The sequence below is a fragment of the Streptomyces luteogriseus genome (assembly GCF_014205055.1).
In the GTDB taxonomy this organism is placed as follows: domain Bacteria; phylum Actinomycetota; class Actinomycetes; order Streptomycetales; family Streptomycetaceae; genus Streptomyces; species Streptomyces luteogriseus.
In genome coordinates, this window is the sequence record NZ_JACHMS010000001.1 from 1960597 (window position 1) to 1983966 (window position 23370).

General features: G+C 72.7%; 22 protein-coding genes and 2 pseudogenes. 11 read left to right on the forward strand and 13 right to left on the reverse strand.

Going from position 1 to position 23370, the window contains the following annotated elements; translation table 11 throughout:
- Positions 1 to 3: 3 nt before the first annotated feature.
- The 3 genes from BJ965_RS08695 to BJ965_RS08705 all read left to right on the forward strand — a co-directional run bounded on the left by BJ965_RS08695 (position 4) and on the right by BJ965_RS08705 (position 2537).
- Positions 4 to 1200 carry an aminotransferase class V-fold PLP-dependent enzyme gene (locus BJ965_RS08695; protein WP_184908148.1) on the forward strand — a complete coding sequence of 399 codons (1197 nt, stop codon included), beginning with the start codon at positions 4 to 6 and terminating at the stop codon, positions 1198 to 1200.
- A 113-nt stretch (positions 1201 to 1313) separates the two neighbouring features.
- A complete protein-coding gene (locus tag BJ965_RS08700) occupies positions 1314 to 2078 on the forward strand; it encodes a class I SAM-dependent methyltransferase (RefSeq protein WP_184908149.1) in 765 nt (254 codons plus the stop codon).
- A gap of 159 nt (positions 2079 to 2237) precedes the next feature.
- Positions 2238 to 2537, forward strand: a complete 300-nt coding sequence (locus BJ965_RS08705) for a hypothetical protein (RefSeq protein WP_184908150.1) — start codon at positions 2238 to 2240, stop codon at positions 2535 to 2537.
- A gap of 31 nt (positions 2538 to 2568) precedes the next feature.
- Here the strand turns inward: BJ965_RS08705 and BJ965_RS08710 are convergent.
- From BJ965_RS08710 to BJ965_RS08720, 3 genes and pseudogenes are all read right to left on the reverse strand, one after another.
- A pseudogene (locus BJ965_RS08710) lies at positions 2569 to 2996 on the reverse strand (hypothetical protein).
- Positions 2989 to 3407 (reverse strand): annotated as a pseudogene (locus BJ965_RS08715) (ABC transporter ATP-binding protein); the annotation flags it as partial. The pseudogenes BJ965_RS08715 and BJ965_RS08710, both read right to left, overlap by 8 nt.
- 94 nt (positions 3408 to 3501) lie before the next feature.
- Entirely contained in the window at positions 3502 to 3942 is a 441-nt protein-coding gene (locus BJ965_RS08720; RefSeq protein WP_184908151.1) for a DUF6299 family protein, read from the reverse strand.
- Positions 3943 to 4187: 245 nt separating this feature from the next.
- On the opposite strand from BJ965_RS08720, the gene BJ965_RS08725 reads away from it, so the two are divergent.
- On the forward strand, positions 4188 to 4382 hold the full coding sequence (locus tag BJ965_RS08725; RefSeq protein WP_184908152.1) for a DUF5999 family protein: 195 nt from the start codon (positions 4188 to 4190) through the stop codon (positions 4380 to 4382).
- A gap of 34 nt (positions 4383 to 4416) precedes the next feature.
- Here BJ965_RS08725 and BJ965_RS08730 read toward each other — a convergent pair whose 3' ends face one another.
- Positions 4417 to 4815 carry a RidA family protein gene (locus tag BJ965_RS08730; RefSeq protein ID WP_184908153.1) on the reverse strand — a complete coding sequence of 133 codons (399 nt, stop codon included), beginning with the start codon at positions 4813 to 4815 and terminating at the stop codon, positions 4417 to 4419.
- Positions 4812 to 6020: an acyl-CoA dehydrogenase family protein gene (locus BJ965_RS08735; protein ID WP_184908154.1), complete on the reverse strand. Its 1209-nt coding sequence runs from the start codon at positions 6018 to 6020 to the stop codon at positions 4812 to 4814. Before BJ965_RS08735 ends, BJ965_RS08730 begins: the two co-directional genes overlap by 4 nt.
- Positions 6021 to 6147: 127 nt before the next feature.
- Between BJ965_RS08735 and BJ965_RS08740 the strand changes: the two genes are divergently transcribed.
- From BJ965_RS08740 to BJ965_RS39225, 6 genes are all read left to right on the forward strand, one after another.
- A complete protein-coding gene (locus BJ965_RS08740) occupies positions 6148 to 7758 on the forward strand; it encodes an AMP-binding protein (protein ID WP_184908155.1) in 1611 nt (536 codons plus the stop codon).
- 15 nt (positions 7759 to 7773) lie between these two features.
- Entirely contained in the window at positions 7774 to 8586 is an 813-nt protein-coding gene (locus tag BJ965_RS08745; protein ID WP_184908156.1) for a PaaX family transcriptional regulator, read from the forward strand.
- 174 nt (positions 8587 to 8760) lie between these two features.
- A complete protein-coding gene (locus tag BJ965_RS08750; protein ID WP_184916957.1) occupies positions 8761 to 9531 on the forward strand; it encodes a ribonuclease BN in 771 nt (256 codons plus the stop codon).
- A 145-nt stretch (positions 9532 to 9676) separates the two neighbouring features.
- Positions 9677 to 10492: a molybdate ABC transporter substrate-binding protein gene (gene modA / locus BJ965_RS08755; RefSeq protein ID WP_184908157.1), complete on the forward strand. Its 816-nt coding sequence runs from the start codon at positions 9677 to 9679 to the stop codon at positions 10490 to 10492.
- Positions 10489 to 11340 (forward strand): ABC transporter permease, encoded by an 852-nt coding sequence (locus BJ965_RS39220; RefSeq protein ID WP_184908158.1) that lies wholly within the window; start codon positions 10489 to 10491, stop codon positions 11338 to 11340. The genes modA and BJ965_RS39220 overlap by 4 nt, the downstream gene beginning before the upstream one ends.
- Positions 11337 to 12410, forward strand: coding sequence for an ABC transporter ATP-binding protein (locus BJ965_RS39225; RefSeq protein ID WP_184908159.1), 1074 nt, complete (start codon positions 11337 to 11339; stop codon positions 12408 to 12410). Before BJ965_RS39220 ends, BJ965_RS39225 begins: the two co-directional genes overlap by 4 nt.
- Before the next feature lie 20 nt (positions 12411 to 12430).
- On the opposite strand, the gene BJ965_RS08770 is transcribed toward BJ965_RS39225, so the two are convergent.
- The 4 genes from BJ965_RS08770 to BJ965_RS08785 form a co-directional block, all read right to left on the reverse strand.
- Positions 12431 to 13645, reverse strand: coding sequence for an NAD(P)/FAD-dependent oxidoreductase (locus tag BJ965_RS08770; protein WP_184908160.1), 1215 nt, complete (start codon positions 13643 to 13645; stop codon positions 12431 to 12433).
- A gap of 111 nt (positions 13646 to 13756) precedes the next feature.
- Entirely contained in the window at positions 13757 to 14707 is a 951-nt protein-coding gene (gene sigJ, locus BJ965_RS08775; RefSeq protein ID WP_184908161.1) for an RNA polymerase sigma factor SigJ, read from the reverse strand.
- 10 nt (positions 14708 to 14717) lie between these two features.
- A complete protein-coding gene (locus tag BJ965_RS08780) occupies positions 14718 to 17120 on the reverse strand; it encodes a bifunctional salicylyl-CoA 5-hydroxylase/oxidoreductase (RefSeq protein ID WP_184908162.1) in 2403 nt (800 codons plus the stop codon).
- Positions 17105 to 17932, reverse strand: a complete 828-nt coding sequence (locus BJ965_RS08785) for an enoyl-CoA hydratase family protein (protein WP_184908163.1) — start codon at positions 17930 to 17932, stop codon at positions 17105 to 17107. The genes BJ965_RS08780 and BJ965_RS08785 overlap by 16 nt, the downstream gene beginning before the upstream one ends.
- Positions 17933 to 18252: 320 nt before the next feature.
- Here BJ965_RS08785 and BJ965_RS08790 point away from each other — a divergent pair, with 320 nt between their 5' ends.
- On the forward strand, positions 18253 to 18708 hold the full coding sequence (locus tag BJ965_RS08790; protein ID WP_030838534.1) for an ATP-binding protein: 456 nt from the start codon (positions 18253 to 18255) through the stop codon (positions 18706 to 18708).
- Here the strand turns inward: BJ965_RS08790 and BJ965_RS08795 are convergent.
- From BJ965_RS08795 to BJ965_RS08810, 4 genes are all read right to left on the reverse strand, one after another.
- Entirely contained in the window at positions 18665 to 20101 is a 1437-nt protein-coding gene (locus BJ965_RS08795) for an amino acid permease (protein WP_184908164.1), read from the reverse strand. The two genes, BJ965_RS08790 and BJ965_RS08795, sit on opposite strands and share 44 nt — an antisense overlap.
- 103 nt (positions 20102 to 20204) lie before the next feature.
- On the reverse strand, positions 20205 to 21212 hold the full coding sequence (gene argF / locus BJ965_RS08800; RefSeq protein ID WP_184908165.1) for an ornithine carbamoyltransferase: 1008 nt from the start codon (positions 21210 to 21212) through the stop codon (positions 20205 to 20207).
- Between the two features lie 63 nt (positions 21213 to 21275).
- A complete protein-coding gene (locus BJ965_RS08805) occupies positions 21276 to 22499 on the reverse strand; it encodes an arginine deiminase (RefSeq protein ID WP_030838524.1) in 1224 nt (407 codons plus the stop codon).
- Between the two features lie 544 nt (positions 22500 to 23043).
- Positions 23044 to 23328 carry a hypothetical protein gene (locus tag BJ965_RS08810; RefSeq protein ID WP_246545867.1) on the reverse strand — a complete coding sequence of 95 codons (285 nt, stop codon included), beginning with the start codon at positions 23326 to 23328 and terminating at the stop codon, positions 23044 to 23046.
- Positions 23329 to 23370: the final 42 nt, after the last annotated feature.

The following is a 23370-nucleotide window of genomic DNA, read 5'->3' on the forward strand; positions in this document are numbered from 1 at the left end:
TGCATGAGCGCACCGACCACCCGCGAGGATCTGCGCCCGTGGCAGCGGGCACTGCGCGAAGAGTTCCCCATCGTCACCGGGCACCCCGAGCTGGCGTACCTGGACAGCGCGGCCACGGCGCAGAAGCCGCAGGCCGTGCTGGACGCGGTGCAGACGTATCTGACCTCGTCCAACGCCAACGCCGCGCGCGGCACCTACACCTGGGCCAACCGGACCACGGAGCTGGTGGAGCGCACCCGCGAGCGGGTCGCCCGGTTCCTCGGGGACTCCCGGCCGGAGCGCTCCGCCGTCCACTTCACGAGCGGCACCACCGAGGGACTGCGGATCGTCGCCCGCGACTGGCTGCCGGGGTTCCTGCGCGACGGCGACGAGATCGTCGTGCCGGACGCCGACCACCAGGCCAACATCACGCCCTGGCTGGAGGCCCGGGAGTCGCTGGCGCGCGAGGGCGTGCACGTCCGGGTGGTGCCGATGCCGTACCAGAACGGCTCCGGGGACTACGACCACCGGGCGCTGGCCGAACGGGCGGGCCCGCGCACGCGGTTCGTCGCCACCACCCATGTGCACCACGTGTACGGCGGCGACATGAACGTGCAGCGGATCCGGGAGGCCGTCGGCCCCGATGCGGTCATCTGCCTGGACGCCGCGCAGAGCGTGGGTCATCTGCCGGTGTCCGTGGCCGAGCTGGACGTGGACTTCGTCGTGTTCTCCGGGCACAAGGCGCTGGCCCTGCCCGGTTCCGGGGCGGTGTGGGCGCGGCAGGCGCGCGGGCCCGCCTTCGTGCCCGGCGGCTGGAGCGGCACCCCGAACACCGTGGGCATCGCCTCGCTGGAAGCGGCCCTGGACTGGCTGGACGCGGCCGGTGTCGGCCGGATCGAGCGCTGGACGGCCGGTCTGGCGGCCCGGCTCACCGAGGGGCTGCGCCGGCTGGACGCCTACGAGATCCTCGGCTGTCCGCTCAGCCTCGCCGCCGACTCGGACGTACAGCGGCGGCAGGGCATCGTGACCCTGCGGCACCGCGCCATCGACTCGGGCGACCTGGGGTTCATCCTGTTCAGCCACGGTTTCATGGTCCGTTCCGACCATCACTGCCAGGGTGACGCGGGCGAGAAGACCGGTTCGGTGCGGGTGAGTCTGCATGTGTACAACACGGATGAGGAGATCGACCGGATGCTGTCCGCTCTCGCCTCACTCCAGTGATATCAGCCGCCGGGTGTCCGGCGATGGGCCCGCTAAGCGTAATGGGAACCGTTTCCACCTGTAGGCTCGGGCCGGCAGGAGTCAGGTGCGAGACGGCGAGGTGGCGCGACCGGATGGGGCTGAGTCTGGCGACGGCGGAGCGATGGGTGGAGCGCTGGGAGCTCCAGCAACAGCGGTACGCCGTCGACCGCGAGGAGCGGTTCACGGTGATCGCCGACGTCGTCGAGCACGTCACGGCGGGGCGCGCGGCCCCGCCGCTCGTCGTGGACCTGGGGTGCGGGCCCGGCTCCCTCGCGGCCCGGCTGGTCCGGCGGCTGCCGGACGCCGAGATCGTGGCCGTGGACCGGGACCCCGTCCTGCTGGAGCTGGGCCGCACCCACCACCCGGACGCGGCCCGCTACGTCGACGCCGAGATCGGCGCGCCCGGCTGGACGTGGGCCCTGGATCTGGACCGGCCCCTGGACGCGGCGGTCTCCACGACGGCCCTGCACTACCTCGACCGCGACACCCTGCTCCGTACCTACCGGCAGCTCGCCACGCTGATGCGCCCCGGGGGCGTCCTCGTCAACGGCGACCACCTCCCCCAGGGCGAGACGGGCCCGGCCGGGATCGCGGCCCACATCGGGCGGTGCCGGGCCGACCGGCAGCGCGTGTTCGCCCACGAGGACTGGGGCTCCTGGTGGGCCGCCGTCGGCGAGGACCCGGAGCTGGCCGACCTCCTCGCGGAGCGCCGGCGGCGAGAGGCCCTCCTCGGTACCGGCCGCCCCGCCGAACTCCCCCTCTGCGCCCATCTGGAGCTGCTCCGGCAGGCGGGCTTCGACACGGCCGGACCGGTGTGGCAGTACGGCGACAGCTGCGTGGTCGTGGCAGTGCGGTAGACCGTCCGCGATGTCCCGCCCGTCACCCGGGCGCCCTGCGCCGGATGGCGGGCAGGGGCGGGCATTCCGACAATGCATGCAGATATCACCCTATGGTGATGTCGTCGGCCGCCCCGGCGGAAGCGCCCCGAGCGGCACACCCCCACGCGAGGAGCTCCCATGACGACCGCCGAGCACACCACCCACGAGAACCACGCGCACGCCCACGGCGACGACTGCGGCCACCTCGCCTTCCCCCACGGCGACCACACCGACTACGCCCACGACGGCCACATCCACCGGATGCACGACGGCCACGCCGACGAGTGCGCGGACGGCGGCCACACGGTGCACCGGAACCACGACCACGAGCACGGCGACGACTGCGGCCACCTGGCCGTACGGCACGACGACCACACGGACTACGTGCACGACGGCCACCGCCACGCCGCCCACGAGGGCCACTGGGACGACCACTGAGGCAGCTCGTGCCGGACGCCGTCCGGCAGGTTCAGGTCAGGCCGTCCCAGTGGACGGTGCGGTCGCACCAGCGCTCCGGCAGGGTGCGGTCCCGGCCGACGGCCAGCAGCGCGGCTCCGGTCGAGGCCCGGTAGCTCTCGACGGCCGCCACCAGGGCGGCCGCGGTGGAGGCGTCGAGCATCGCGGTCATCTCGTCGCACACCAGCAGGCGGGGCGCAGCACCAGAGCCGGGGCGAGGCAGGCGCGTTGCAGCCGGCCGTCGCTGACCTCGTGCGGCCGCCTGGTGAGCAGGTCGGGGGTGAGGCCGACGGCGGGAGCCAACTCGGCCACCAGGCCGGGTACTTCCCCGCCACGGCCGAGCAGGCCGACGGACTCGCCCGGGCCGACGGTGAGGGAGACGTCCCGGACCACCGGCGCGTTCCTGGTGTATCCGGCGGTGATGGAGCGCAGTTCAAGCACGGACGTCCTCCGGCACGTGCGGGTGGTGGCAGGCGACCGGGCCGGCGGGCGGCGCGGTGGCGCAGGTGTCGGTGGTCCGGTCGCAGGGGGCGGCGAAGGCGCAGTCGGCCGGGAGGTCGCCCAGTTCGGGCGGCATGCCCGGGACGGGCGTGAAGGCGCGGGCGGGCAGGGCGCGGCTGTAGGGGTGGGGGGCCGGATGCGCCGAAGAAGGCGGTGGCGTCGGCGAGTTCGACGATCCGTCCCGCGTACATGACGGCGACCCGGTCGGCGATGCGCCGGGCGGCCTCCAGGTCGTGTTGATCATCAGCAGGGCCCGGCCGCCGCCGCGTCGCCGGGGTCGTCGACGTGCCGCCGCAGTTCGTCGACCGTACGGTCGACGAGGTCGCGGTCGAGTCCGGTGGTCGGTTCGTCGGTCTCGGGCTGCCCACCGACGGAGTCTCGCAATTGAACAGGATCGGCGGGAGGCCCGAAGCCGGGTCGCCCGCCGTTTCCCTCCGCCTGGTGCTCAGGCCTGGGTCAGGGTGACGTCCTGTCCCTGGACCGCGTGGAAGCTGGGCAGGGGCAGGCCGCTGAAGGTGCGCAGCTCCATGAGGGTGGCCTCGACATGGGCCGCTCCGGCCACGAGCGCGCCGGGCGCGGTCTGGCCGGTGTTCACCCAGCGGTGCTCGGCGCCGTCGCACACCGCCCGGGTGCCGCCGACACCGTGACGGGTCGTCGAGGCGCCCTGACTGACGGAGGAGCTGACGAAGACCGGGCCGCTGGAGCTCGCGCAGCGGTAGGTACCGGACAGGGTGACGGTGCCGTCGGCGGTGATCCGGCCCACGGCGTCGACCGTCACGGAGCCGGTCGGGGCGAGGGCGGACGCGGTGGCGGGCGCCGCGCCGGCGCCGGTGAGCAGGAGCAGCGCGACACCGGCCGCCGCGCCGAGAAGGGGACGTACACGCATGGGGGAAACCTCCCGAAAGGGGTGGAATTGCGGCTTCCACTCGTACCGGCCCTCCCGGCCGGTGCCCGTGACCCTCACCCCTTCGGTGGCGAGTCCGCGCCGGCCGTCGTGGAACCGTCCTGGGAATGTCCTGGGCGTGTCACGCTTCCCGTCGGGCCGTTCCGATGAGTTCGGCACGGGAGGATGGTCTGTCTGTACGAGTCGCCCGAACCCTTCGGACGGCCCTACCGACGTGGAGGTGCGCCTTGTGTGCCCACCAGCTCCAGTGCCCCGCGACCGACTCCCCCGCCGCACACGTCGTGGCGGCCCGCCCCGAGCAGGGCTGGAGCCTGCTCTGCGACGGGACGGTCCTCTTCGACGACACCGGCGAACTGCTGCCGGACGGACGCGTGGTGCAGCCGCGCCGGGTGACCGCCGAGGGTCTGGCCGTCGCGGCCTGACCGGAGGCCGCCGCACAGCGGCACGGCGGTCCCGCTACGGCAGGACCGCGAAACCGTCCAGTTCCACCATCGCCTCCGCGTCCCACAGCCGTACGACCTCGACGACCGCCATGGCGGGGTAGTCCCGGCCGGCCAACCGGCGCCAGGTGCGGCCCAGTTCGGACGCGTGCGTACGGTACGCCTCGACATCCGTGGCGTAGACGGTGACGCGGGCCAGGTCGGCCGGCGTGCCACCGGCCGCCGCGAGGGCGGCCAGCAGGTTGGTGAGGGCCCTCCCGAACTGCTCGGGCAGGGTGCGGCCGACCACCTTGCCGTCGGGGTCCAGGGCGGTCTGCCCCGCGAGGAACACCACCCGCGACCCGCACGCGACGACGGCGTGGGAGAAGCCGGCCGGCGGGGACAGCTCGGGCGGGTTGACGCGCTCGGTGCTCACCGGGCCTCCTGACGGGCGTACAGCTCCTTGGCGATGATGCCGCGTTGCACCTCGCTGGCCCCCTCGTAGATGCGCGGGGCGCGTACCTCGCGGTAGAGGTGTTCGAGCAGATGGCCGCGTTGCAGCGCCCGGGCGCCGTGCAGCTGGACGGCCGTGTCGACGACGTACTGCGCGGTCTCGGTGGCGAGCAGTTTCGCCATGGCCGAGCGCCGGGGCACGTCCGGGGCGTCCGCGTCGTACGCCGACGCCGCCGCGTGGACCATCAGCCGGGCCGCCTCGGTACGCAGGGCCATCTCGGCGACCTGGTGCGAGACGGCTTGCAGGTCCCGCAGCTTGCCCCCGAAGGCGTCGCGCCCGGCGGTGTGGGCGAGGGTCGCGTCGAGGGCCGCCTGCGCCATGCCGACCGCGAAGGCGCCGACGCTGGGCCGGAACAGGTTGAGCGTCCCCATGGCGACCCGGAAGCCGCGGTCCACCTCGCCGAGCACATCGTCGGCCGTCACCGGTACGGCGTCGAAGTCGAGGGCGCCGATGGGGTGCGGCGAGAGCATGTCGAGTCCGCGGCCGGTCAGGCCCGGCCGGTCGGCGGGCACGAGGAAGGCCGTGACGCCACGGGCCCCGGCACCCGGGGTGGTGCGGGCGAAGACGGTGTAGAAGTCGGCCTCGGGGGCGTTGGAGATCCAGCACTTCTCTCCGGTGAGACGCCAGCGGGCGGGGCCGTCGGGGACGGCGGTGAGCGCCGGGGCGTCCGAGGACTGGCCACTCTGCGACGTGTCCGATGACCGGCCACCCCGCGAGTCATCCACCTCCGCCCGAAGTTCCAGTGCCGCCGCGTCCGATCCCGCCCCGGGCTCGCTCAGCGCGAAGGCCGCGATCGCCGTGCCGGCGGTGACCCGGGGGAGCCAGCGGGCGCGTTGCGCCTCCGTTCCGTACGCATGGACCGGATGGGCGCCGAGGCCCTGGAGAGCCAGGGCCGTCTCGGCCTCCGTGCAGGCGTAGGCCAGGGACTCGCGCATCAGGCACAGGTCGAGCGCGCCCGAGGTGAACAGGCGCCCGAGCAGGCCGAGGCTGCCGAGCTCGGCGACCAGGGCGCGGTTCACATGCCCCGGTTCACCCTTGTCGGCCAGCGGGTGGAGCCGTTCCGCCGCCAGGGTGCGCAGTTCCGCGCACCAGGCGAGTTGTGCCGGTTCGAGCGAGAATGCGGTCATCGCCGGTCCCTTCTCCGCCACCCTGCGTTCCGGCTGGGCCACTCCGAGGCTATCGCGGACCGTTGACTGTCGTCACCAACACGATACGCTCCAGGTGCGAGCCCACCACGCCAAGGGGGCGAACCGTATGAACGCACGGCGCACGGCCCACGTCGACACCTTCGCCCGGGACCATCTGCCACCCCCGGACCAATGGCCCGAGCTCCGCTTCGACCTGCCGGAGCTGCACTACCCCGAACGGCTCAACTGCGCCGCCGAACTGCTGGCCGGCCCGCCCGACGACCGCCCGGCGTTCCTCACCGCCACCGGCGAGCCGTGGACGTACGGCGATCTGCGCGCCCGGGTGGACCGCGTCGCCCATCTGCTCACCGGCGAGCTCGGTGTCGTCCCCGGCAACCGGGTGCTGCTGCGCGGCCCCACCACCCCCTGGCTCGCGGCCTGCTGGCTGGCGGTGCTGAAGGCCGGGGCGGTGGCGGTCACGGTGCTCGCCCAGCAGCGCCCGCACGAGCTGAGCACCATGTGCGAGATCGCGCGGGTGCGGCACGCCCTGTGCGACATCCGGGCCGTCGACGACCTCGCCAAGGCCGAGATCCCCGGCCTGCGGATCGCGACCTACGGTGGCGACGCCCCGGACGACCTCCTCAACCGTCCGGCGCCCACGGCCCCGTACGAGACGGTGGCGACGGCGGCCGACGACGTGGCGCTGATCGCCTTCACCTCCGGCACCACGGGCCGCCCGAAGGGCTGCATGCACCTGCACCGGGACGTCCTGGCGATCGCCGACACATTCTCCCGGCACGTCCTGAAGCCGGACCCGGACGACGTGTTCACCGGCAGCCCCCCGCTGGGTTTCACCTTCGGCCTCGGCGGGCTGGTGGTCTTCCCTCTGCGGGCGGGCGCGCGTGCCCTGCTGCTCGAACAGGCCGGGCCCCGGCAGCTGCTGCCCGCCATCGCCCGGCACCGGGTCTCCGTGCTGTTCACCGCCCCGACGGCGTACCGCGCGATGCTCGACGAGCTCGACGGGCACGACGTCTCCTCGCTGCGCCGCTGCGTCTCGGCCGGCGAGAACCTGCCGGCGGCCACCTGGCAGGCCTGGCACGAGCGCACGGGCCTGCGCGTCATCAACGGCATCGGCGCCACCGAGCTGCTGCACATCTTCATCTCCGCGGCGGACGACCGGATCCGGCCCGGAACCACGGGTGTTCCGGTGCCGGGCTGGCAGGCGCGCGTGCAGGACGCGGACGGCGAGCCGGTACCGGACGGGCAGCCGGGCCTGCTGGCCGTGCGCGGACCGGTCGGCTGCCGGTACCTCGCCGACCCGCGGCAGCGTGACTACGTCCGCGACGGCTGGAACGTCACCGGCGACACCTACGTCCGCGACCCCGACGGCTACTTCCGCTACGTCGCCCGCGCCGACGACATGATCATCTCGGCCGGGTACAACATCGCCGGGCCCGAGGTGGAGGACGCGCTGCTGCGGCACCCCGACGTGGTGGAGGCGGCGGTCGTGGGACGGCCCGACGAGGCCCGCGGGCAGGTCGTGCTGGCCTTCGCCGTCCTCAAGGAGGGGGCGCGGCGGGACGCCGAGGCGCTGCGCGCCTTCGTGAAGAGCGAGCTGGCACCGTACAAGTGCCCGCGCGAGATCGTCTTCCTGGACGCGCTGCCGCGCACGGCCACCGGCAAGCTCCAGCGGTTCAGGCTGCGCGCCCCGGGGGTACCGGAAGGCGACCGGGAATGATCCGTACGACCTAAGATGATCAACGTGTCCGACCACCATGCACCACGGTCTCTCATCGTCACGCTCTACGGCGCGTACGGCCGCTTCGTGCCGGGCCCCGTGCCCGTAGCCGAACTGATCCGGCTGCTGGCCGCGGCCGGCGTGGACGCTCCGTCCGTACGCTCCTCGGTGTCACGGCTCAAGAGACGCGGCCTGCTCGTGCCGGCCCGCACCGCACAGGGCGCGGCCGGTTACGAACTGTCCCCGGACGCCCGTCAGTTGCTCGACGACGGCGACCGCCGCATCTACGCCTCCGCTCCGCCGGAGGACGAGGGCTGGGTGCTCGCGGTGTTCTCCGTGCCGGAGTCGGAGCGGCAGAAACGGCATGTGCTGCGCTCCCGGCTGGCCGGGCTCGGTTTCGGCACGGCCGCTCCGGGTGTGTGGATCGCGCCCGCGCGGCTGTACGAGGAGACCCGGCACACGCTCGAGCGGCTGCGGCTCGACGCGTACGTCGACTTCTTCCGCGGTGACCACCTCGGCTTCGCCCCGACCGCGGAGGCCGTCGCCCGGTGGTGGGACCTGGCGGCCATCGCCAAGGAGCACGAGGAGTTCCTCGACCGCCACGCGCGCGTGCTGCGCGACTGGGAGAAGCGCGAGGACACCCCGCCGGAGGAGGCCTACCGGGACTACCTCCTCGCCCTGGACTCCTGGCGTCACCTGCCCTACACCGACCCGGGCCTGCCCTCCGAGCTGCTTCCCGCGGACTGGCCGGGAGCCCGCTCCTCGGCGGTGTTCCGGGGGCTGCACGAGCGACTACGGGACGCGGGGGCGGCGTTCGTGGGTCTCTGACCCACCCGGACGCCGACCGGATTGCGGCGTTTGCCCCGCCGTGGAACGGTCAACGATGTCCGCGACTGGACGGAGCGCGTACCGGGAGGCGGACCGAAGGATGACCGTCACCACACCACCCAGGACGACAGGCGCCCGCGCGGACAGGCTCCCGTGAGGCGGTGGGGGCGCTCGGTGCACGGCGGGTGGCACCGGGCCGGTGCGCACACCCTCGTCCGGCAGGGCCGCGAGGTGGAGTTGCTGCACCGGGCCATGGGGTTCGCCACCCTCGCCCTGGTCACCCTGGCGCCCCTGCTCATCGTGGTCGCCGCCGCCGACCCCCTGGAACGGGGCGGATTCGCCCTGTGGCTCGCCGACGGCATGGGGCTGTCCGGGCGGTCCGCGCGGGTGCTCACGGACATCATCAGCCCGCCGCTCAAGGTCATCGGCACCACGAGCGTGCTCGGCGGGGTCGCCCTCGCGGTCTTCGGCGTCGCGTTCGGCGGAAGCGTGCAGAACGGCTACGAGCGGATCTGGGGCCTGCCCTCGGGCCCGTGGCACCGCGTCTGGCGGCAGGCGGTGTGGATGATCGCGATGACCGCGTACCTGTACCAGGAGGTGCAGACGCGCAGCATCGTCTCGGGGCCGGAGCGAATCGCGCTGAGCACGGCCTCCGGCGTGCTGTTCTTCTGGTGGGGGCAGCGTTTCCTGCTGGGCGGGCAGATCCGCTGGAGAGATCTGCTCCCCGGGGCGCTGGCCACCATGGCCGGCCTCGTCGGCCTGCGCATGTTCTCCTACTTCGTCTTCACCCCGCTCATCGTCACCAACGCCATCAGCTACGGAGCGGTCGGCGTCGTCCTCGTCGTGGAGTCCTGGCTCATCGGCGTGGGCTACGTCGTCTACGGCGGTGCGCTCCTCGGCCGCTGGGCGCTGGAGCACCACGGACACTGGAACCGCGCCGAGTAGACCGGACTCCGGCGGGCCCTGCCGTGCGAACGCACATGCCACCTACTGGGATGCCTGCCCCCGCTCATGCGAATACACAGGGGTGTTTCCCCTCGCATCTGCGGCATTATCATCGGCGCGTACCGACCGAGGGAGCAGCTCCGTGATGACCCGTACCGCGCGCCGGACCCGCCGCCCGCTGCAGATGGCCGTGGGAGGAGCCGCGGCACTGCTGATCCTGAGCGCCTGCTCGTCGTCCGGTACGGATTCCTCCGCGAAGCCGGACTCCTCCGGGCCGGGCAAGCTCTCCGGGGAGGTGACCGTGTTCGCCGCGGCCTCGCTGAAGGAGAGCTTCACGACGCTGGGCAGGCAGTTCGAGAAGGACCACCCCGGCACGAAGGTCACCTTCAGCTTCGGCGGCAGTGACTCGCTGGCAGCGAGCATCACCGGCGGCGCCCCGGCGGACGTCTTCGCCTCGGCCAGCCCCAGCACGATGAAGATCGTCACGGACGCCGGGGACGCCTCGGGCACCCCCGCGACCTTCGTCCGCAACGAACTGGAGATCGCCACCCTGCCCGGCAACCCCGGGAAGATCTCCTCGCTCGAGGACCTCACGAAGGCGGGCCGGAAGGTCGTGCTCTGCGACCGGGAGGTGCCGTGCGGCGCCGCCGCGCAGAGGGCCCTGGACGCGAGCGGGCTCGAGCTCACCCCCGTCTCCTACGAGCAGGACGTCAAGGCCGCGCTCACCAAGGTCGAGCTGAAGGAGGCCGACGCCGCCGTCGTCTACAAGACCGACGTGCGCGCGGCGGGTGACAAGGTGGAGGGCGTGGAGTTCCCCGAGTCCGCCGACGCCGTCAACGACTACCCGATCGCCCTGCTCAAGGACGCCGGGAACACCGAGGCCGCCGAGGCGTTCATCGCGCTGGTGAAGTCCGCCGAGGGCCAGAAGGTCCTGAGCGGGGCCGGGTTCCTCAAGCCGTGACGCTCCCGACCGACAAGCCTCGCGCCGGGGCCGACACCCTCCGGGGCGGTCCGCGGCGCCGGCGCGTCCGGACGGGCGTACCGCTGCCCCTGCTGGTCCCCGCGCTGATCGGCCTGGCCTTCCTGATCGTGCCGCTGATCGCCCTGGTCGTACGGACCCCGTGGCACAGCCTGCCCGCGCAGCTGACCAGCCCAGACGTGTGGCAGGCGCTCAAGCTCTCCCTGATCTGCGCGACGCTGGCCACCGGCGTGAGCCTGGTCATCGGCGTGCCGCTGGCCTGGCTGCTGGCCCGCGTCGACTTCCCCGGCCGCGGCCTCGTACGCGCCCTCGTCACCCTGCCCCTCGTCCTGCCCCCGGTCGTCGGCGGTGTGGCCCTGCTGATGGCGCTCGGCCGCAACGGCATCGTCGGGCGGTGGCTCGACGCGTGGTTCGGGATCACGCTGCCCTTCAGCACAGCCGGTGTCGTGATCGCGGAGGCGTTCGTGGCGATGCCGTTCCTCGTCATCAGCGTCGAGGGCACGCTGCGGGCCGCCGATCCGCGCTACGAGGAGGCGGCCGCCACTCTGGGCGCGTCCCGGTTCACCGCGTTCCGCCGGGTCACGCTGCCGCTGATCGCGCCGGGCATCGCGGCGGGCGCGGTCCTCGCCTGGGCGCGGGCGCTCGGCGAGTTCGGCGCGACGATCACCTTCGCCGGCAACTTCCCCGGCCGCACCCAGACCATGCCCCTGGCCGTCTACCTTGCCCTGCAGAGCGACCCGGAGGCCGCGATCGCCCTCAGCCTGGTGCTGCTGGCGGTGTCGATCGCGGTGCTCGCCGGGTTGCGCGACCGATGGATGCGTGCCGGATGATCCAGACCCACGCCGTCACCGGCGCCCCCGTCGACGGGCTCGACGCCCGCCTCGTCGTGGAGCGCGGGAGCTTCCGTCTCGACGTGGCGCTGACCGTCGCGCCCGGCGAGGTCGTCGCCCTGCTCGGGCCGAACGGCGCCGGCAAGACCACCGCGCTGCGCGCCCTCGCCGGACTGACCCCGCTCTCCGGCGGCCATCTGCGGCTGGACGGCGCCGAACTGGAGCGGACGCCGCCGGAGGCCCGTCCCGTCGGTGTCGTCTTCCAGGACTATCTGCTCTTCCCCCACCTCACGGCCCTCGACAACGTCGCCTTCGGCCCCCGCTGCCAGGGCGCGACCAAGGCCGAGGCCCGTGCGCAGGCCGCCGAGTGGCTCGACCGCCTCGGCCTCGCCGCGCACACCGGCGCCAGGCCGCGCAGGCTCTCCGGCGGCCAGGCCCAGCGCGTCGCCCTCGCACGCGCCCTGGCGACCCGCCCCCGGCTGCTGCTCCTGGACGAGCCGCTGGCGGCCCTGGACGCCCGTACCCGGCTGGAGGTCCGTGCCCGGCTCCGGCGTCATCTGGCCGACTTCGAGGCGGTGGCCGTACTCGTCACCCACGATCCGCTCGACGCCATGGTGCTGGCCGACCGGCTGGTGGTCGTGGAGCACGGCCGGGTGGTCCAGGAGGGCACCCCGGCCGACATCGCCCGCCATCCCCGCACGGACTACATCGCTCAGCTGGTCGGGCTGAACCTCTACCGGGGCGAGGCCGACGGCCACACCGTCCGGCTCTCCGACGGCCCGCCCCTGACCACCACGGAGGTCCTGTCCGGCCCGGTCTTCGTGGCGTTCCCGCCCAGTGCGGTCACCCTGCACCGGGAGCGGCCCACCGGCTCCAGCGCCCGCAACCTGTGGCGGTGCGAGGTGGCGGGTCTGGAGACCCACGGCGACCAGATCCGCGCCGACCTCACCGGTGAACTGCCCCTCGCCGCCGACCTCACGACGGTCGCCGCGGCCGAACTCGATCTCCACCCGGGGGCGGAGGTCTGGGCGACGGTGAAGGCGACGCAGACCCACGCCTACCCGGTCTGAGGCGGTCGGCATCCCGCGGCTCAGGCCGCTGTCCCGACCGGAGAGCCCTCCGGGACGATGGCGGTCTCCCGCACGACGCGGCGGCGCCGGGCCGGCGTGAGCAGCGGGTGGGCGACGCCCCAGGCCGCGCCCTTGCAGATGATCTCCTTGTAGAGCGCGGCGAGCCGGCCGGTCAGGGCCGCCGACACGGCACGGTCGTCGGCGGTGACGTACTGGATCAGTCCGTCCTTGCGGCCCAGGGAGATGCACTGGTTGAAGTAGCGCACCGGCACGGTCGGGATCTTCCGGCCGGTCAGCCGGGCCGCGATGGCGTCGGCGGCCTGCCAGGCGCCGGGGACGCCGGAGGCGCACGACATCCGCAGCGGCTTGTCACCGGGGCCCATCGCCAGGGCGGCGTCACCGACGGCGTACACGTCCGGGTGCGACACCGAGCGCATGGTCCGGTCGACGACGATCTGACCAGTGCCGCTGACCTCCAGGGCGGTCGCCTGTGCGATCGGGTGGACGGCGAAGCCCGTGGTCCACACGGTGACCGCGGCCGGGATGTCCGTCCCGTCGCCGGTCGTGATGCGGCCGGCCTCGACGGCGGTGACAGCGGCGTGCTCGTGGACGGTGATGCCGAGCCGGTCGAAGACCGTGCCCAGGTGCCCGGCGCCCTTCGGGGAGAGCCAGTCGCCGAGGCCGCCTCGGGCGGCGAGGGCGACGGAGAGGTCCGGGCGGGCCTCGGCGATCTCGGTGGCCGCCTCGATGCCGGTGAGACCGCCCCCGACCACGACCACGGACTCTCCGGCGGACAGACCGGCCAGGCGCTCGCGCAGCCGGAGCGCTCCGGGACGGCTCGCGATCTCGTGGGCGTGCTCGGCGGTACCGGGCACCCCCTGGTCGTTCCAGCCGCTGCCGAGGGCGTACACGAGGGTGTCGTACTCCAGCTCCTCGTCCTTCGCCCCTCCGGTCGCGTCGAGGGCGGCGACGGAGACGGTCCTGCGGTCGACGTCGACGGCGGTGACCTTCCCCTGCTTCAGCGCGACGCCGGTGCCCTCGAACATCTCGCGGAACGGCCGGGGCGCGAGGTCCTGGCCGGTCGCGAGCTGGTGCATCCGGACGCGCTCGACGAAGTCGGACCCGGCGTTGACGAGGGTGATGGCGACGTCCTCGCTGCGCAGTCGCCTGGCGAGGCGCCCGGCGGCGGTGGCTCCGGTGTAGCCGGCTCCGAGGACGACGATGCGGTGCTGCATGGCGTAGCTCCTGTCATGACGGCTGTCTGTTGCGGATTCACCCCTTGAACCGGGGGGCCCGCCGTTTCCTGACAGAAGTGCGATGTGAAGCACGTCACATCACGGTCCGGGTCAGAAGACCGTGAGCAGGGGGTCTCCGTGGTCGCCGTCGGCCCACAGCCGGGTCGCGCGTTCGAGCTTGTCGGGGTTGACCTGGTTGCGGAACGCGACGATGCCGTCGGCGGCGACCTCCAGGCACATGACGCCGATGACCCGGCCGTCGAGGACCACCACGAGGGCGGGGTCGCCGTTGGCGGTCCAGGCGTAGACGTCGGGCGAGCCGCCGACCAGGGCGCGCTTGGCCGCGCTGGGCTTGAACAGGCCCCGCATGAACTTGGCGACCGCGAGGGCGCCCTCGAACGCCCTGGCGCGCGCCGGGACCTTCCCGCCGCCGTCGCCGACCGCGATGGCGTCGCCGGTGAGCAGTTGCACGAGGGGCTCGGTCCTGCCGCTGGCGGCGGCCGCGAGGAACTCGTCGATGATCCGCCGCGCGGCGGCCTCGTCGATCTCGGTACGGGTGCGGGCCCTGCCGTCCGCGACGTGCTTCCTCGCGCGGTGGAAGATCTGCTGGCTGGAGGCCTCGGTGATGTCCAGGATCTCGGCGATCTCGCGGTGCGGGTAGTCGAAGGCCTCCCGCAGGATGTACACCGCCCGTTCGTTCGGGGACAGGCGCTCCAGCAGCACCAGCACCGCGTACGAGACCGATTCCCGCTGCTCGGCGGTGTCGGCGGGCCCGAGCATCCGGTCCCCGGCGAGCAGCGGCTCGGGCAGCCACTGCCCCACGTAGGTCTCACGCCGCGCACGGGCCGAGGTGAGCTGGTTGAGGCACAGGTTGGTGAGCACCTTCGTCAGCCAGGCCTCGGGGACCTCGACGCGCTCGATGTCGGCGCCCTGCCAGCGCAGGAACGTCTCCTGCACGACGTCCTCGGCCTCGCTCGCCGATCCAAGCAGCCGATAGGCCACCGCCTCCAGGCGGGGCCTGAAGGCTTCGAACCGGTCCACGTCGTCCAGGGTCAGGGCCATGTCACGGATCCTAACCGCCGTCGGCGCCGCCGCCTCCCAGACTCAGTCGCGGTTTCGGGGCGTCCGTACGACCCGTCTGGGGGCGGCGGCTTCCCGCGCGGTACGGGGCCGGCCAGGGCGCACCCGGGCCGGTGTAGCCCTGCTCGGCCGCCGCGTGCAGGGTCCAGTGGGGGTCGTAGAGGTGGGGGCGGGCCAGGGCGCAGAGGTCGGTGCGGCCCGCGAGGATCAGGGAGTTGACGTCGTCCCAGGAGGAGATCGCGCCGACCGCGATCACCGGGATGCCGGTGGTGTGGCGGATCCGGTCCGCGAACGGCGTCTGGTACGACCGCCCGAACTCCGGCCGCTCGTCCGCCACGACCTGGCCCGTCGACACGTCGATGGCGTCGGCGCCGTGCGCGGCGAAGGCCCGGGCGATCTCGACGGCGTCGTCGGCGGTCGTGCCGCCTTCGGCCCAGTCGGTGGCGGAGATGCGGACGGTCATGGGCCGCTCCCCCGGCCACACGTTCCGTACGGCGTCGAAGACCTCCAGCGGGAAGCGCAGCCGCTTCTCCAGGGAGCCGCCGTAGGCGTCGGTGCGCCGGTTGGTCAGCGGGGAAAGGAATCCGGACAGCAGATAGCCGTGCGCGCAGTGCAGTTCGAGCAGGTCGAAACCGGCCCGGGCGGCGCGGACCGCGCATGCCGTGAACTGCTCCCGGATGTCCGTGAGCTGGGCGCGGGACAGCTCGCGCGGTGTCTGGCTGTCGTCCTTGTACGGGAGCGCGGAGGGGGCCACGAGCGGCCAGTTGCCCTCTTGCAGCGGCTCGTCCATGCCCTCCCACATCAGCTTCGTGGAGCCCTTGCGGCCGCTGTGGCCGAGCTGCACGCCGATGGCGGTGCCGGGGGCCCGGTCGTGCACGAAGTCGGTGATCCGTTTCCATGCCTCGGCCTGCCGGCCGGTGTAGAGGCCGGCGCAGCCGGGCGTGATCCGGCCCTCCTCGCTGACGCACACCATCTCGGTCATCACCAGCCCGGCCCCTCCCAGCGCCCGGGCGCCCAGGTGGACGAGGTGGAAGTCGCCGGGGACGCCGTCGACGGCCGAGTACATGTCCATGGGCGAGACGACGACCCGGTTGCGCAGGGTCAGGCCGCGCAGCCGGAACGGCGTGAACATCGGGGGCGTGCCGGGCGGGCAGCCGAACTCGTGCTCGACCGTCTCCGTGAACCCGGAGTCGCGCAGCCGCAGGTTGTCGTGCGTGACGCGGCGGCTGCGGGTGAGCAGGTTGAAGGCGAACTGGCGGGGCGGCTGGTCCAGGTACAGGGCGATGTTCTCGAACCACTCCAGGCTGGCTCGGGCCGCGCGCTGCGTGGAGGCGACGACGGGGCGCCGCTCCGCCTCGTAGGCGGTCAGGGCCTCGGGCAGAGAGTCCCGCTCCTCCAGGCAGGCGGCCAGGGCCAGTGCGTCCTCGACGGCGAGCTTGGTGCCGGAGCCGATGGAGAAGTGGGCGCTGTGGGCGGCGTCCCCGAGGAGCACGATGTTGCCGTGCGACCAGCGGTCGTTGACGACCGTGCGGAACGTCGTCCACGTGGAGTTGTTCGACTTCAGGGGCCGGCCGCGCAGCGCCTCCGCGAAGATCTTGCCGCAGCGCTCGATCGACTCCGCTTCACCGAGCTCGTCGAAGCCGGCCGCGTGCCAGACCTCGTCGCGCATCTCGATGATCACGGTCGAGGCGTCGGGGGCGTAGGGGTAGCCGTGGAGCTGCATCACGCCGTGTTCGGTTTCGGCGATCTCGAAGCGGAAGGAGTCGAAGGGGAAGTCGGCGGCGAGCCAGATGTAGCGGCAGCGGTGGGTCGTCACCCGGGGGCGGAAGACGTCCGCGTGGGTCTCGCGGGTGGCGCTGTGGACGCCGTCCGCGGCGATGACCAGGTCGTGGGTGTGCGGGAGGTCGTGCGGGGCCTCGGTGCGGAAGCGGAGGCCGACGCCGAGTTCGCGGCAGCGGGTGTGGAGGATCTCGAGCAGCCGCTTGCGGCCCAGGGCCGCGAATCCGTGCCCTCCGGACGTGTGGCGGTGGGTGCGGTGGACGATGTCGATGTCGTCCCAGCGGGTGAAGTGCTGCTGGAGGGCCTCGTAGACCTGGGGGTCGGCGTGTTCGATGCCGCCGAGGGTTTCGTCGGAGAGGACCACGCCGAAGCCGAAGGTGTCGTCGGGGGCGTTGCGTTCCCAGACGGTGATCTCGCGGGTGGGGTCGAGGCGTTTGAGGAGGGCGGCGGCGTAGAGGCCGCCGGGGCCGCCGCCGATGATTGCGACGCGTAGGGGGTGGCCGAGGACGGTGTGCGGGTGCCGACCGTTCGTGGCTTGTCGCGCCCGCGCGGCGGTGGCCGCATATTCGGCACTGCCCCGCGCCCCTTCAGGCACGTCCACTATCGTCCGCTCCATTTCGGGGGGCGCTTCTCCGTGAACGCGGCGTGGAACTCCGCGTAGTCCTCCCCTGTCATCAGGAGGGCCTGGGTCGAGGCGTCGAGTTCGATCGCGGCAGCCATGGGCATGTCCAGTTCGGACGTGAGCAGGGCCTTCGTCTGGGCGTACGCCAGGGCCGGGCCCTCTGCCAGGCGGCGGGCCAGCCGTTGCGCTGCCTCGTCGGCGGCGCCCTCTTCCGTCAGTTCGCTGATCAGGCCGATGCGCTCCGCCTCCAGGGCCCGTACCGGGTCGCCCAGCATCAGCAGGCGGGTCGCATGGCCCAGGCCGACGACGCGGGGAAGCAGGTAGGCCGCGCCCATGTCGCCGCCGGAGAGGCCGACGCGGGTGAAGAGGAAGGCGAAGCGGGCGGTGGGGTCGGCGACGCGGAAATCCGCGGCCAGGGCGAGGACGGCCCCCGCTCCCGCGGCCACGCCGTGCAGCGCCGCGATCACGGGGAACGGGCACTCGCGGATCGCGCGGACCACCTGGCCGGTCATCCGGTTGAAGTCCAGGAGCTGGGCGGTGTCCATGCCGAGGGTGGCGCCGATGATCTCGTCGACGTCGCCGCCGGAGCAGAAGCCGCGGCCTTCCCCGGCCAGCACCAGGGCCCGTACGGACCGCTCCCGGGACAGCTCCGCGAGCAGGTCGCGCAGATCGGCGTAGGCGCCGAAGGTGAGCGCGTTGAGCTTCTCGGGACGGGCCAGGGTGACCGTGGCGACGCCGTCGGCGATGTCGACGCGCAGATGCTCCCAGCCCGGGGTGCGGGCGGCGGAGCCGGTGAAGGGACTCATGACGTGCGGCCTCCTCGGGCGGGCACTGCCTCACTGAGTTCTACCCTCCGAAGCTATCACCCATCTGTGACTGTCGTCATGAGTGCGCGATAGGCCGTCCGGGTAGGACTCGAATGCGGGCCCGGCGTGACCTGGGCCGGTCACATCCGTCACAGATCGTCCACACCGGCGTAACGGCGGGAGCAGCTGTGCGCGGCGGCGCGTTCACCTGGGTAAGCCGTCCGGCAAGGAGGCAAGGGCGCCTCCGACGGTGCCCCTCGGACGTCCCCGAAGAGCGGCGCCGTACCATTCATAAGGTTGAAAGCAGGATGTCCTGCTCCATGAACGGACCCGCCGTGTACGAACTCTCCTCAGCCCCCGCCTCCTGGCGCATCGCGCTGCCGCACACCGCGGCCGCGGTGCCCGTGGCCCGCGCCCTGGTCCGTACGGCGCTGGCCGAGCTGGAGCACCGGGCGGACTGCGACACCGCGGAGCTGCTGACGGCGGAGCTGGTGGCGAACGCCGTGGAGCACACCACGGGCGAGACGCCGATAGAGCTGGTCGTGGAGCTGATGCCGTCGGGATGTCAGGTCGAGGTGCACGACGCCGACCCGGCCCCGCCCGGTGACCTCACCCGCCCGGCCGGCGGGCCGCCCGACCCCTGGCAGGAGCACGGGCGCGGGCTGCTGCTGATCCGCGCCCTGAGCTCCTCCTGCGGGCACCGCCCGACCGAGTCCGGCAAGGCGGTCTGGTTCAGACTGCCTGTGGTTCCCGCTCAGCGGCGTTCGCCGGCGTGACCGCGGCGAGCCGGGAGTTGCGGCGCCCGTAGAGCAGGTAGAGGGCGATTCCGGCCAGCAGGAATCCCGCGAACTGGATCCAGGTCGTCGCGCCCGTCTCGTACATCAGGTACAGGCAGAAGCCGACGCCGAGCAGCGGGGTGACGGGGTAGAGCGGCACCCGGAAGGTGCGGGCGAGGTCCGGCTCGCGGCGGCGCAGGGCGATGACCGCGATGTTGACGACGGCCATGGTGGCGAGCGTGCCGATGGTGCACAGGTTGACCACGGCGTCCAGCGGGGCGAAGGCCGCGGGGAGCGCGAAGACGCCCGCCACGATCAGGGTGCCGGCGACCGGTGTGGAGGTCTTCGGCGACACCTTCTCGAAGACGCGCGGGATCAGTCCGTCGCGGGACATGGACATCAGGATCCGCGTCTGGCCGTACATCACGGCGAGCACGACCGAGGCGATGGCGACGACCGCGCCGAAGGCGATCACTCCGCCGCCGACGGTGGAGCCGGTGACCTGGTTGACGACGTAGGACAGGGCCGCCGGACGGCCACCGACCGCGTCGCCGCCGATGGCGCCGATCGCGGCGAGCGCGACCGCACAGTAGAGCAGCGTGACCAGGCCGATGCAGACGAGGATCGCCACGGGGATGTCGCGGCGCGGGTTCTTGGCCTCCTCACCGGCGGTGGTGATCGCGTCGAAGCCGATGTACGAGAAGAAGGCGGCGGTGGTGCCCGCGCCGATGCCGGCGAGCCCGGTCGGCGAGAACGGGGTGAGGTTGCCGTCCTCGAAGGCGGTGAAGCCGATCGCGACGAAGGCCACCAGGACGGCGAGCTTCAGCACGGCCATCGCGGCCGTGGCCCGGGCGCTCTCGCGCACACCGCGCACCAGGAGGACGGCGGCCAGGGCGATGACGATCACGGCCGGGAGGTTGACGACCCCGCCGTCGCCCGGCCCGGCCGACAGGGCCGTGGGCAGGTGGAGCCCGACGACGCTGTCGAGGAGCTCGTTGACGTACTGGCTCCAGCCGACCGCCACCGCGGACACCGACACGCCGTACTCCAGCAGCAGGCACCAGCCGACGACGAAGGCCGTGCCCTCGCCGAGACCGGCGTAGGCGAAGGAGTACGAGGACCCCGAGACCGGGATCGCGCCGCCCAGCTCGGCGAAGGCGAACGCGGTGAAGACGCAGGTGATCGCGGCGAGGAGGAACGAGACGACGACGGCCGGGCCGGCCTGGGCGACCGAGTCGGACAGTCCGACGAAGATGCCGGTGCCGACGATCGCGCCGATGCCGAAGCAGACCAGCTGGAAGAGACCCATCGTGCGCTTCAGACCGTGGCCCTCACGGTCGGCGCCCGATTCCGCCACGAGGAGGGCGGGGGGCTTGATACGGGGAGCGGGCATGCGGGTGGTGCTCGTTTCTGGTGGTGCGGGAGTGCGACGGGTTCGTCGCGCGGCGGCCGCGGAGAAGGGGTGGTTCCGGGCCGCCGGACAGCATAAGGCCTGTTCAGGCGAGGGTTGCCACCATGACCGCCTTGATGGTGTGCATCCGGTTCTCCGCCTCGTCGAAGACGACCGAGTGCGCCGACTCGAAGACCTCGTCGGAGACCTCCAGGTAGTCCAGGCCGTAGGCCGCGTGGATCTCCTGGCCGACCTTGGTGCCGAGGTCGTGGAAGGCGGGCAGGCAGTGCAGGAACCTCACGTCCGGGTTGCCCGTGGCACGCAGGACGTCCATGGTCACGGCGTAGGGGGCGAGGGCGGTGATGCGCTCGGCCCAGACCTCCTTCGGCTCACCCATCGAGACCCAGACGTCCGTGGCGACGAAGTCGGCGCCGCGGACGCCCTCGTCCACGGTCTCGGTGAGCGTGATCCGGGCGCCGCTGGCCGCGGCGAGCGCGCGGGCCCGGTCGACGATCTCCTCGGCGGGCCAGTACGCCTTCGGCGCGACGATCCGTACGTCCATGCCGAGCAGGGCGCCGGTGACCAGGTAGGAGTTGCCCATGTTGAAGCGGGCGTCGCCCAGGTAGGCGAAGGCGACCTCGGTCAGCGGCTTGGCGCAGTGCTCGGTCATGGTCAGCACGTCGGCGAGCATCTGGGTGGGGTGCCATTCGTCGGTGAGCCCGTTGTAGACCGGCACCCCGGCGTGCGCCGCCAGCTCCTCCACCTTCTGCTGACTGTCGCCCCGGTACTCGATCGCGTCGTACATCCGGCCCAGCACCCGCGCGGTGTCCTTGACCGACTCCTTGTGCCCTATCTGGGAGCCGGAGGGGTCGAGGTACGTGGTCGAGGCGCCCTGGTTGACGGCCGCGACCTCGAAGGCGCAGCGGGTGCGGGTCGAGGTCTTCTCGAAGATCAGCGCGATGTTCCGGCCCTGGAGGTACCGGGGCTCGATCCCGCCCCTCTTGGCGGCCTTCAGCTCGGCGGCCAGCTCGACCAGACCGAGGAACTCCTCCGCGGTGAAGTCCAGCTCCTTGAGGAGATGGCGGCCGGCGAGGGCGGTCGGGACAGTCGCCATGAGGGCACTCCAGGAATACGGGGGACAGGGACGTGCTGGAATACTATACGAGCCTCAGCATGCCTATACGGGGTCGCGTTCGACCGGGCAGCTCATGCACCGCGGCCCGCCCCTGCCCCGGCCCAGTTCGCTGCCCGGGATCTCTATCACCTCGATCCCCTGTTTGCGCAGGTGGGTGTTGGTGGTGGCGTTCCGTTCGTAGGCGACCACGACCCCGGGTTCGACGGCGAGGACGTTGCAGCCGTCGTCCCACTGCTCGCGTTCGGCCGCGTGCACGTCCTGGGTGGCGGTCAGCACACGAATCTGGTTGAGCCCCAGGGCGGCGGCGATCGCGCGGTGCATGTGCTCCGGCGGATGGTCGGTGACCTTCAGTTCCTTCTCACCGACGCCGGGCTCGATGGTGTACGAGCGGAGCATGCCGAGGCCCGCGTACTGGGTGAAGGTGTCGCCGTCGACCATCGTCATCACGGTGTCGAGGTGCATGAAGGCGCGCCGCTTGGGCATGTCGAGGGCCACGATCGTCTCGGCGGACCCGGCGGCGAACAGCTTGTGCGCCAGCATCTCCACGGCCTGCGGGGTGGTGCGCTCGCTCATGCCGATGAGGACCGCCCCGTTGCCGATGACCAGCACGTCCCCGCCCTCGATGGTGGACGGGTAGTCGCTCTGCCCCTTCGACCACTCGTGGAACGTCTCGTCGCGGAACAGCGGATGGTGCCGGTAGATCGCCTCGAAGTGCACGGTCTCGCGCTGCCGGGCGGGCCAGCGCATCGCGTTGATGGACACGCCGTCGTAGATCCAGGCGGAGGTGTCGCGGGTGAAGAGGTGGTTGGGCAGCGGGCCCAGCAGGAAGTCGTCCAGTTCCATGACGTGGAAGCGCACGGAGGTCGGCTCCGGGTGCACGTCGAGGAACTCGCGTTTCGTCATGCCGCCGATCAGGACCTCGGCCAGCTCCGGCGCGGGCATGTTCTCGAAGGCGGCTCTGAGCGGGTCGGTGGCCAGCGGGCCGTACTCCTTCTCGTCGAAGACCCGCTCCAGGACGAGGGATCTGGCCGCCGGGACCTCGAGTGTCTCGGCCAGCAGGTCACCGAAGAGGTGGACGTCGACACCGCGGTCGCGCAGCACGTCGGCGAACCCGTCGTGCTCGGCGCGGGCCCTGCGCACCCACAGCACGTCGTCGAAGAGCAGCGAGGTCTTGTTGCTGGGGGTGAGCCTTTTGAGCTCGAGATCGGGCCGGTGCAGGATGACGCGGCGCAGCCGCCCGGCCTCGGAGTGGACGTGGTATGCCATGCCTCCATCCTGACCATCGGAGGGCGTATTGACGCGCTCCTCGGCCGTTTCCATGACGGCCAGTTCTCGTCGCGGGGACGACAAGCGGGGCAGGGCGGCTCACACCCGGGCGAGGGCTCCAGCAGTGCCTCGGGCCGGGCCGGCATCCGGCGGGCCACCCGGCCCGGTTCGAGGATCGTCCGGGCGACCATCCAGCCCGAGAGGGCATGCGGCTCCGCCGGGGCGTCGGCCAGGGCGTGGGCGTACCGGGTGAGCGCGGCGGTCGCGTCCCCGGCGGCCAGGTGCTCGTCGGCGGTGCGCGGGACGGCGGGCCGGGTGGCGAAGGCCTGGGTGCGCACGTCCTGCCAGGAGGTGCGGTCGGGGCGGAAGCGGAGGTCCGACGGCGCGGCCGCCCGGGCGGGCACGACGTTGCGCAGCCGCCACTCGGTGCGGTGCAGGGTGGCGGCGGTGCGGGCACGGGCCGGGGCGGCCGGTGGACCGTCCTCCCGCAGCCAGCCGTCCAGGGTGCGGGCGAGCCCCGACACGAGGGCGCGGCCCTGAGCGGTCAGACGGCCGCTGGGACGGGGCGCGGCGGGTGGCCCGGCCGGGGCAGGGTCTCGGTGCGGTCGGGGCCCTGGAGCCGGATCTCGGGATGCTGAAGAGTACGGCCCTCTTCCCTGAGGGCCGCGATGCGCTCCCGAACGGCCGGAAACAGTTCTTGCGGATCGGGTGGCGCGGGCAGCACGGCGTCCCGGCCGGCCAGCAGGCCGAGCAGAACGTCGGAGACCAGGCCGGTCGCGCGGACGGGTTCGTTGGCCGCCGCCCTGCCCCGGCCGGCGGCGCGCAGCACGGTCTGCCGGTGCGTGCGGCCGGGCAGGGCGTCGGCGGGCAG

Excerpts from the sequence above, each read along its gene's own strand:
- argF (WP_184908165.1), bottom strand. The coding sequence starts at position 21,212 with ATGGCGACTGTCCCGACCGCCCTCGCCGGCCGCCATCTCCTCAAGGAG.
- BJ965_RS08770 (WP_184908160.1), bottom strand. The coding sequence starts at position 13,645 with ATGCAGCACCGCATCGTCGTCCTCGGAGCCGGCTACACCGGAGCCACC.
- BJ965_RS08795 (WP_184908164.1), bottom strand. The coding sequence starts at position 20,101 with ATGCCCGCTCCCCGTATCAAGCCCCCCGCCCTCCTCGTGGCGGAATCG.
- BJ965_RS08805 (WP_030838524.1), bottom strand. The coding sequence starts at position 22,499 with ATGGCATACCACGTCCACTCCGAGGCCGGGCGGCTGCGCCGCGTCATC.
- BJ965_RS39225 (WP_184908159.1), top strand. The coding sequence starts at position 11,337 with ATGATCCAGACCCACGCCGTCACCGGCGCCCCCGTCGACGGGCTCGAC.
- BJ965_RS08705 (WP_184908150.1), top strand. The coding sequence starts at position 2,238 with ATGACGACCGCCGAGCACACCACCCACGAGAACCACGCGCACGCCCAC.
- BJ965_RS08735 (WP_184908154.1), bottom strand. The coding sequence starts at position 6,020 with ATGACCGCATTCTCGCTCGAACCGGCACAACTCGCCTGGTGCGCGGAA.
- BJ965_RS08780 (WP_184908162.1), bottom strand. The coding sequence starts at position 17,120 with ATGGAGCGGACGATAGTGGACGTGCCTGAAGGGGCGCGGGGCAGTGCC.
- sigJ (WP_184908161.1), bottom strand. The coding sequence starts at position 14,707 with ATGGCCCTGACCCTGGACGACGTGGACCGGTTCGAAGCCTTCAGGCCC.
- modA (WP_184908157.1), top strand. The coding sequence starts at position 9,677 with ATGACCCGTACCGCGCGCCGGACCCGCCGCCCGCTGCAGATGGCCGTG.
- BJ965_RS08745 (WP_184908156.1), top strand. The coding sequence starts at position 7,774 with ATGATCAACGTGTCCGACCACCATGCACCACGGTCTCTCATCGTCACG.
- BJ965_RS08700 (WP_184908149.1), top strand. The coding sequence starts at position 1,314 with ATGGGGCTGAGTCTGGCGACGGCGGAGCGATGGGTGGAGCGCTGGGAG.
- BJ965_RS08740 (WP_184908155.1), top strand. The coding sequence starts at position 6,148 with ATGAACGCACGGCGCACGGCCCACGTCGACACCTTCGCCCGGGACCAT.
- BJ965_RS08790 (WP_030838534.1), top strand. The coding sequence starts at position 18,253 with ATGAACGGACCCGCCGTGTACGAACTCTCCTCAGCCCCCGCCTCCTGG.
- BJ965_RS08720 (WP_184908151.1), bottom strand. The coding sequence starts at position 3,942 with ATGCGTGTACGTCCCCTTCTCGGCGCGGCGGCCGGTGTCGCGCTGCTC.
- BJ965_RS08695 (WP_184908148.1), top strand. The coding sequence starts at position 4 with ATGAGCGCACCGACCACCCGCGAGGATCTGCGCCCGTGGCAGCGGGCA.
- BJ965_RS08785 (WP_184908163.1), bottom strand. The coding sequence starts at position 17,932 with ATGAGTCCCTTCACCGGCTCCGCCGCCCGCACCCCGGGCTGGGAGCAT.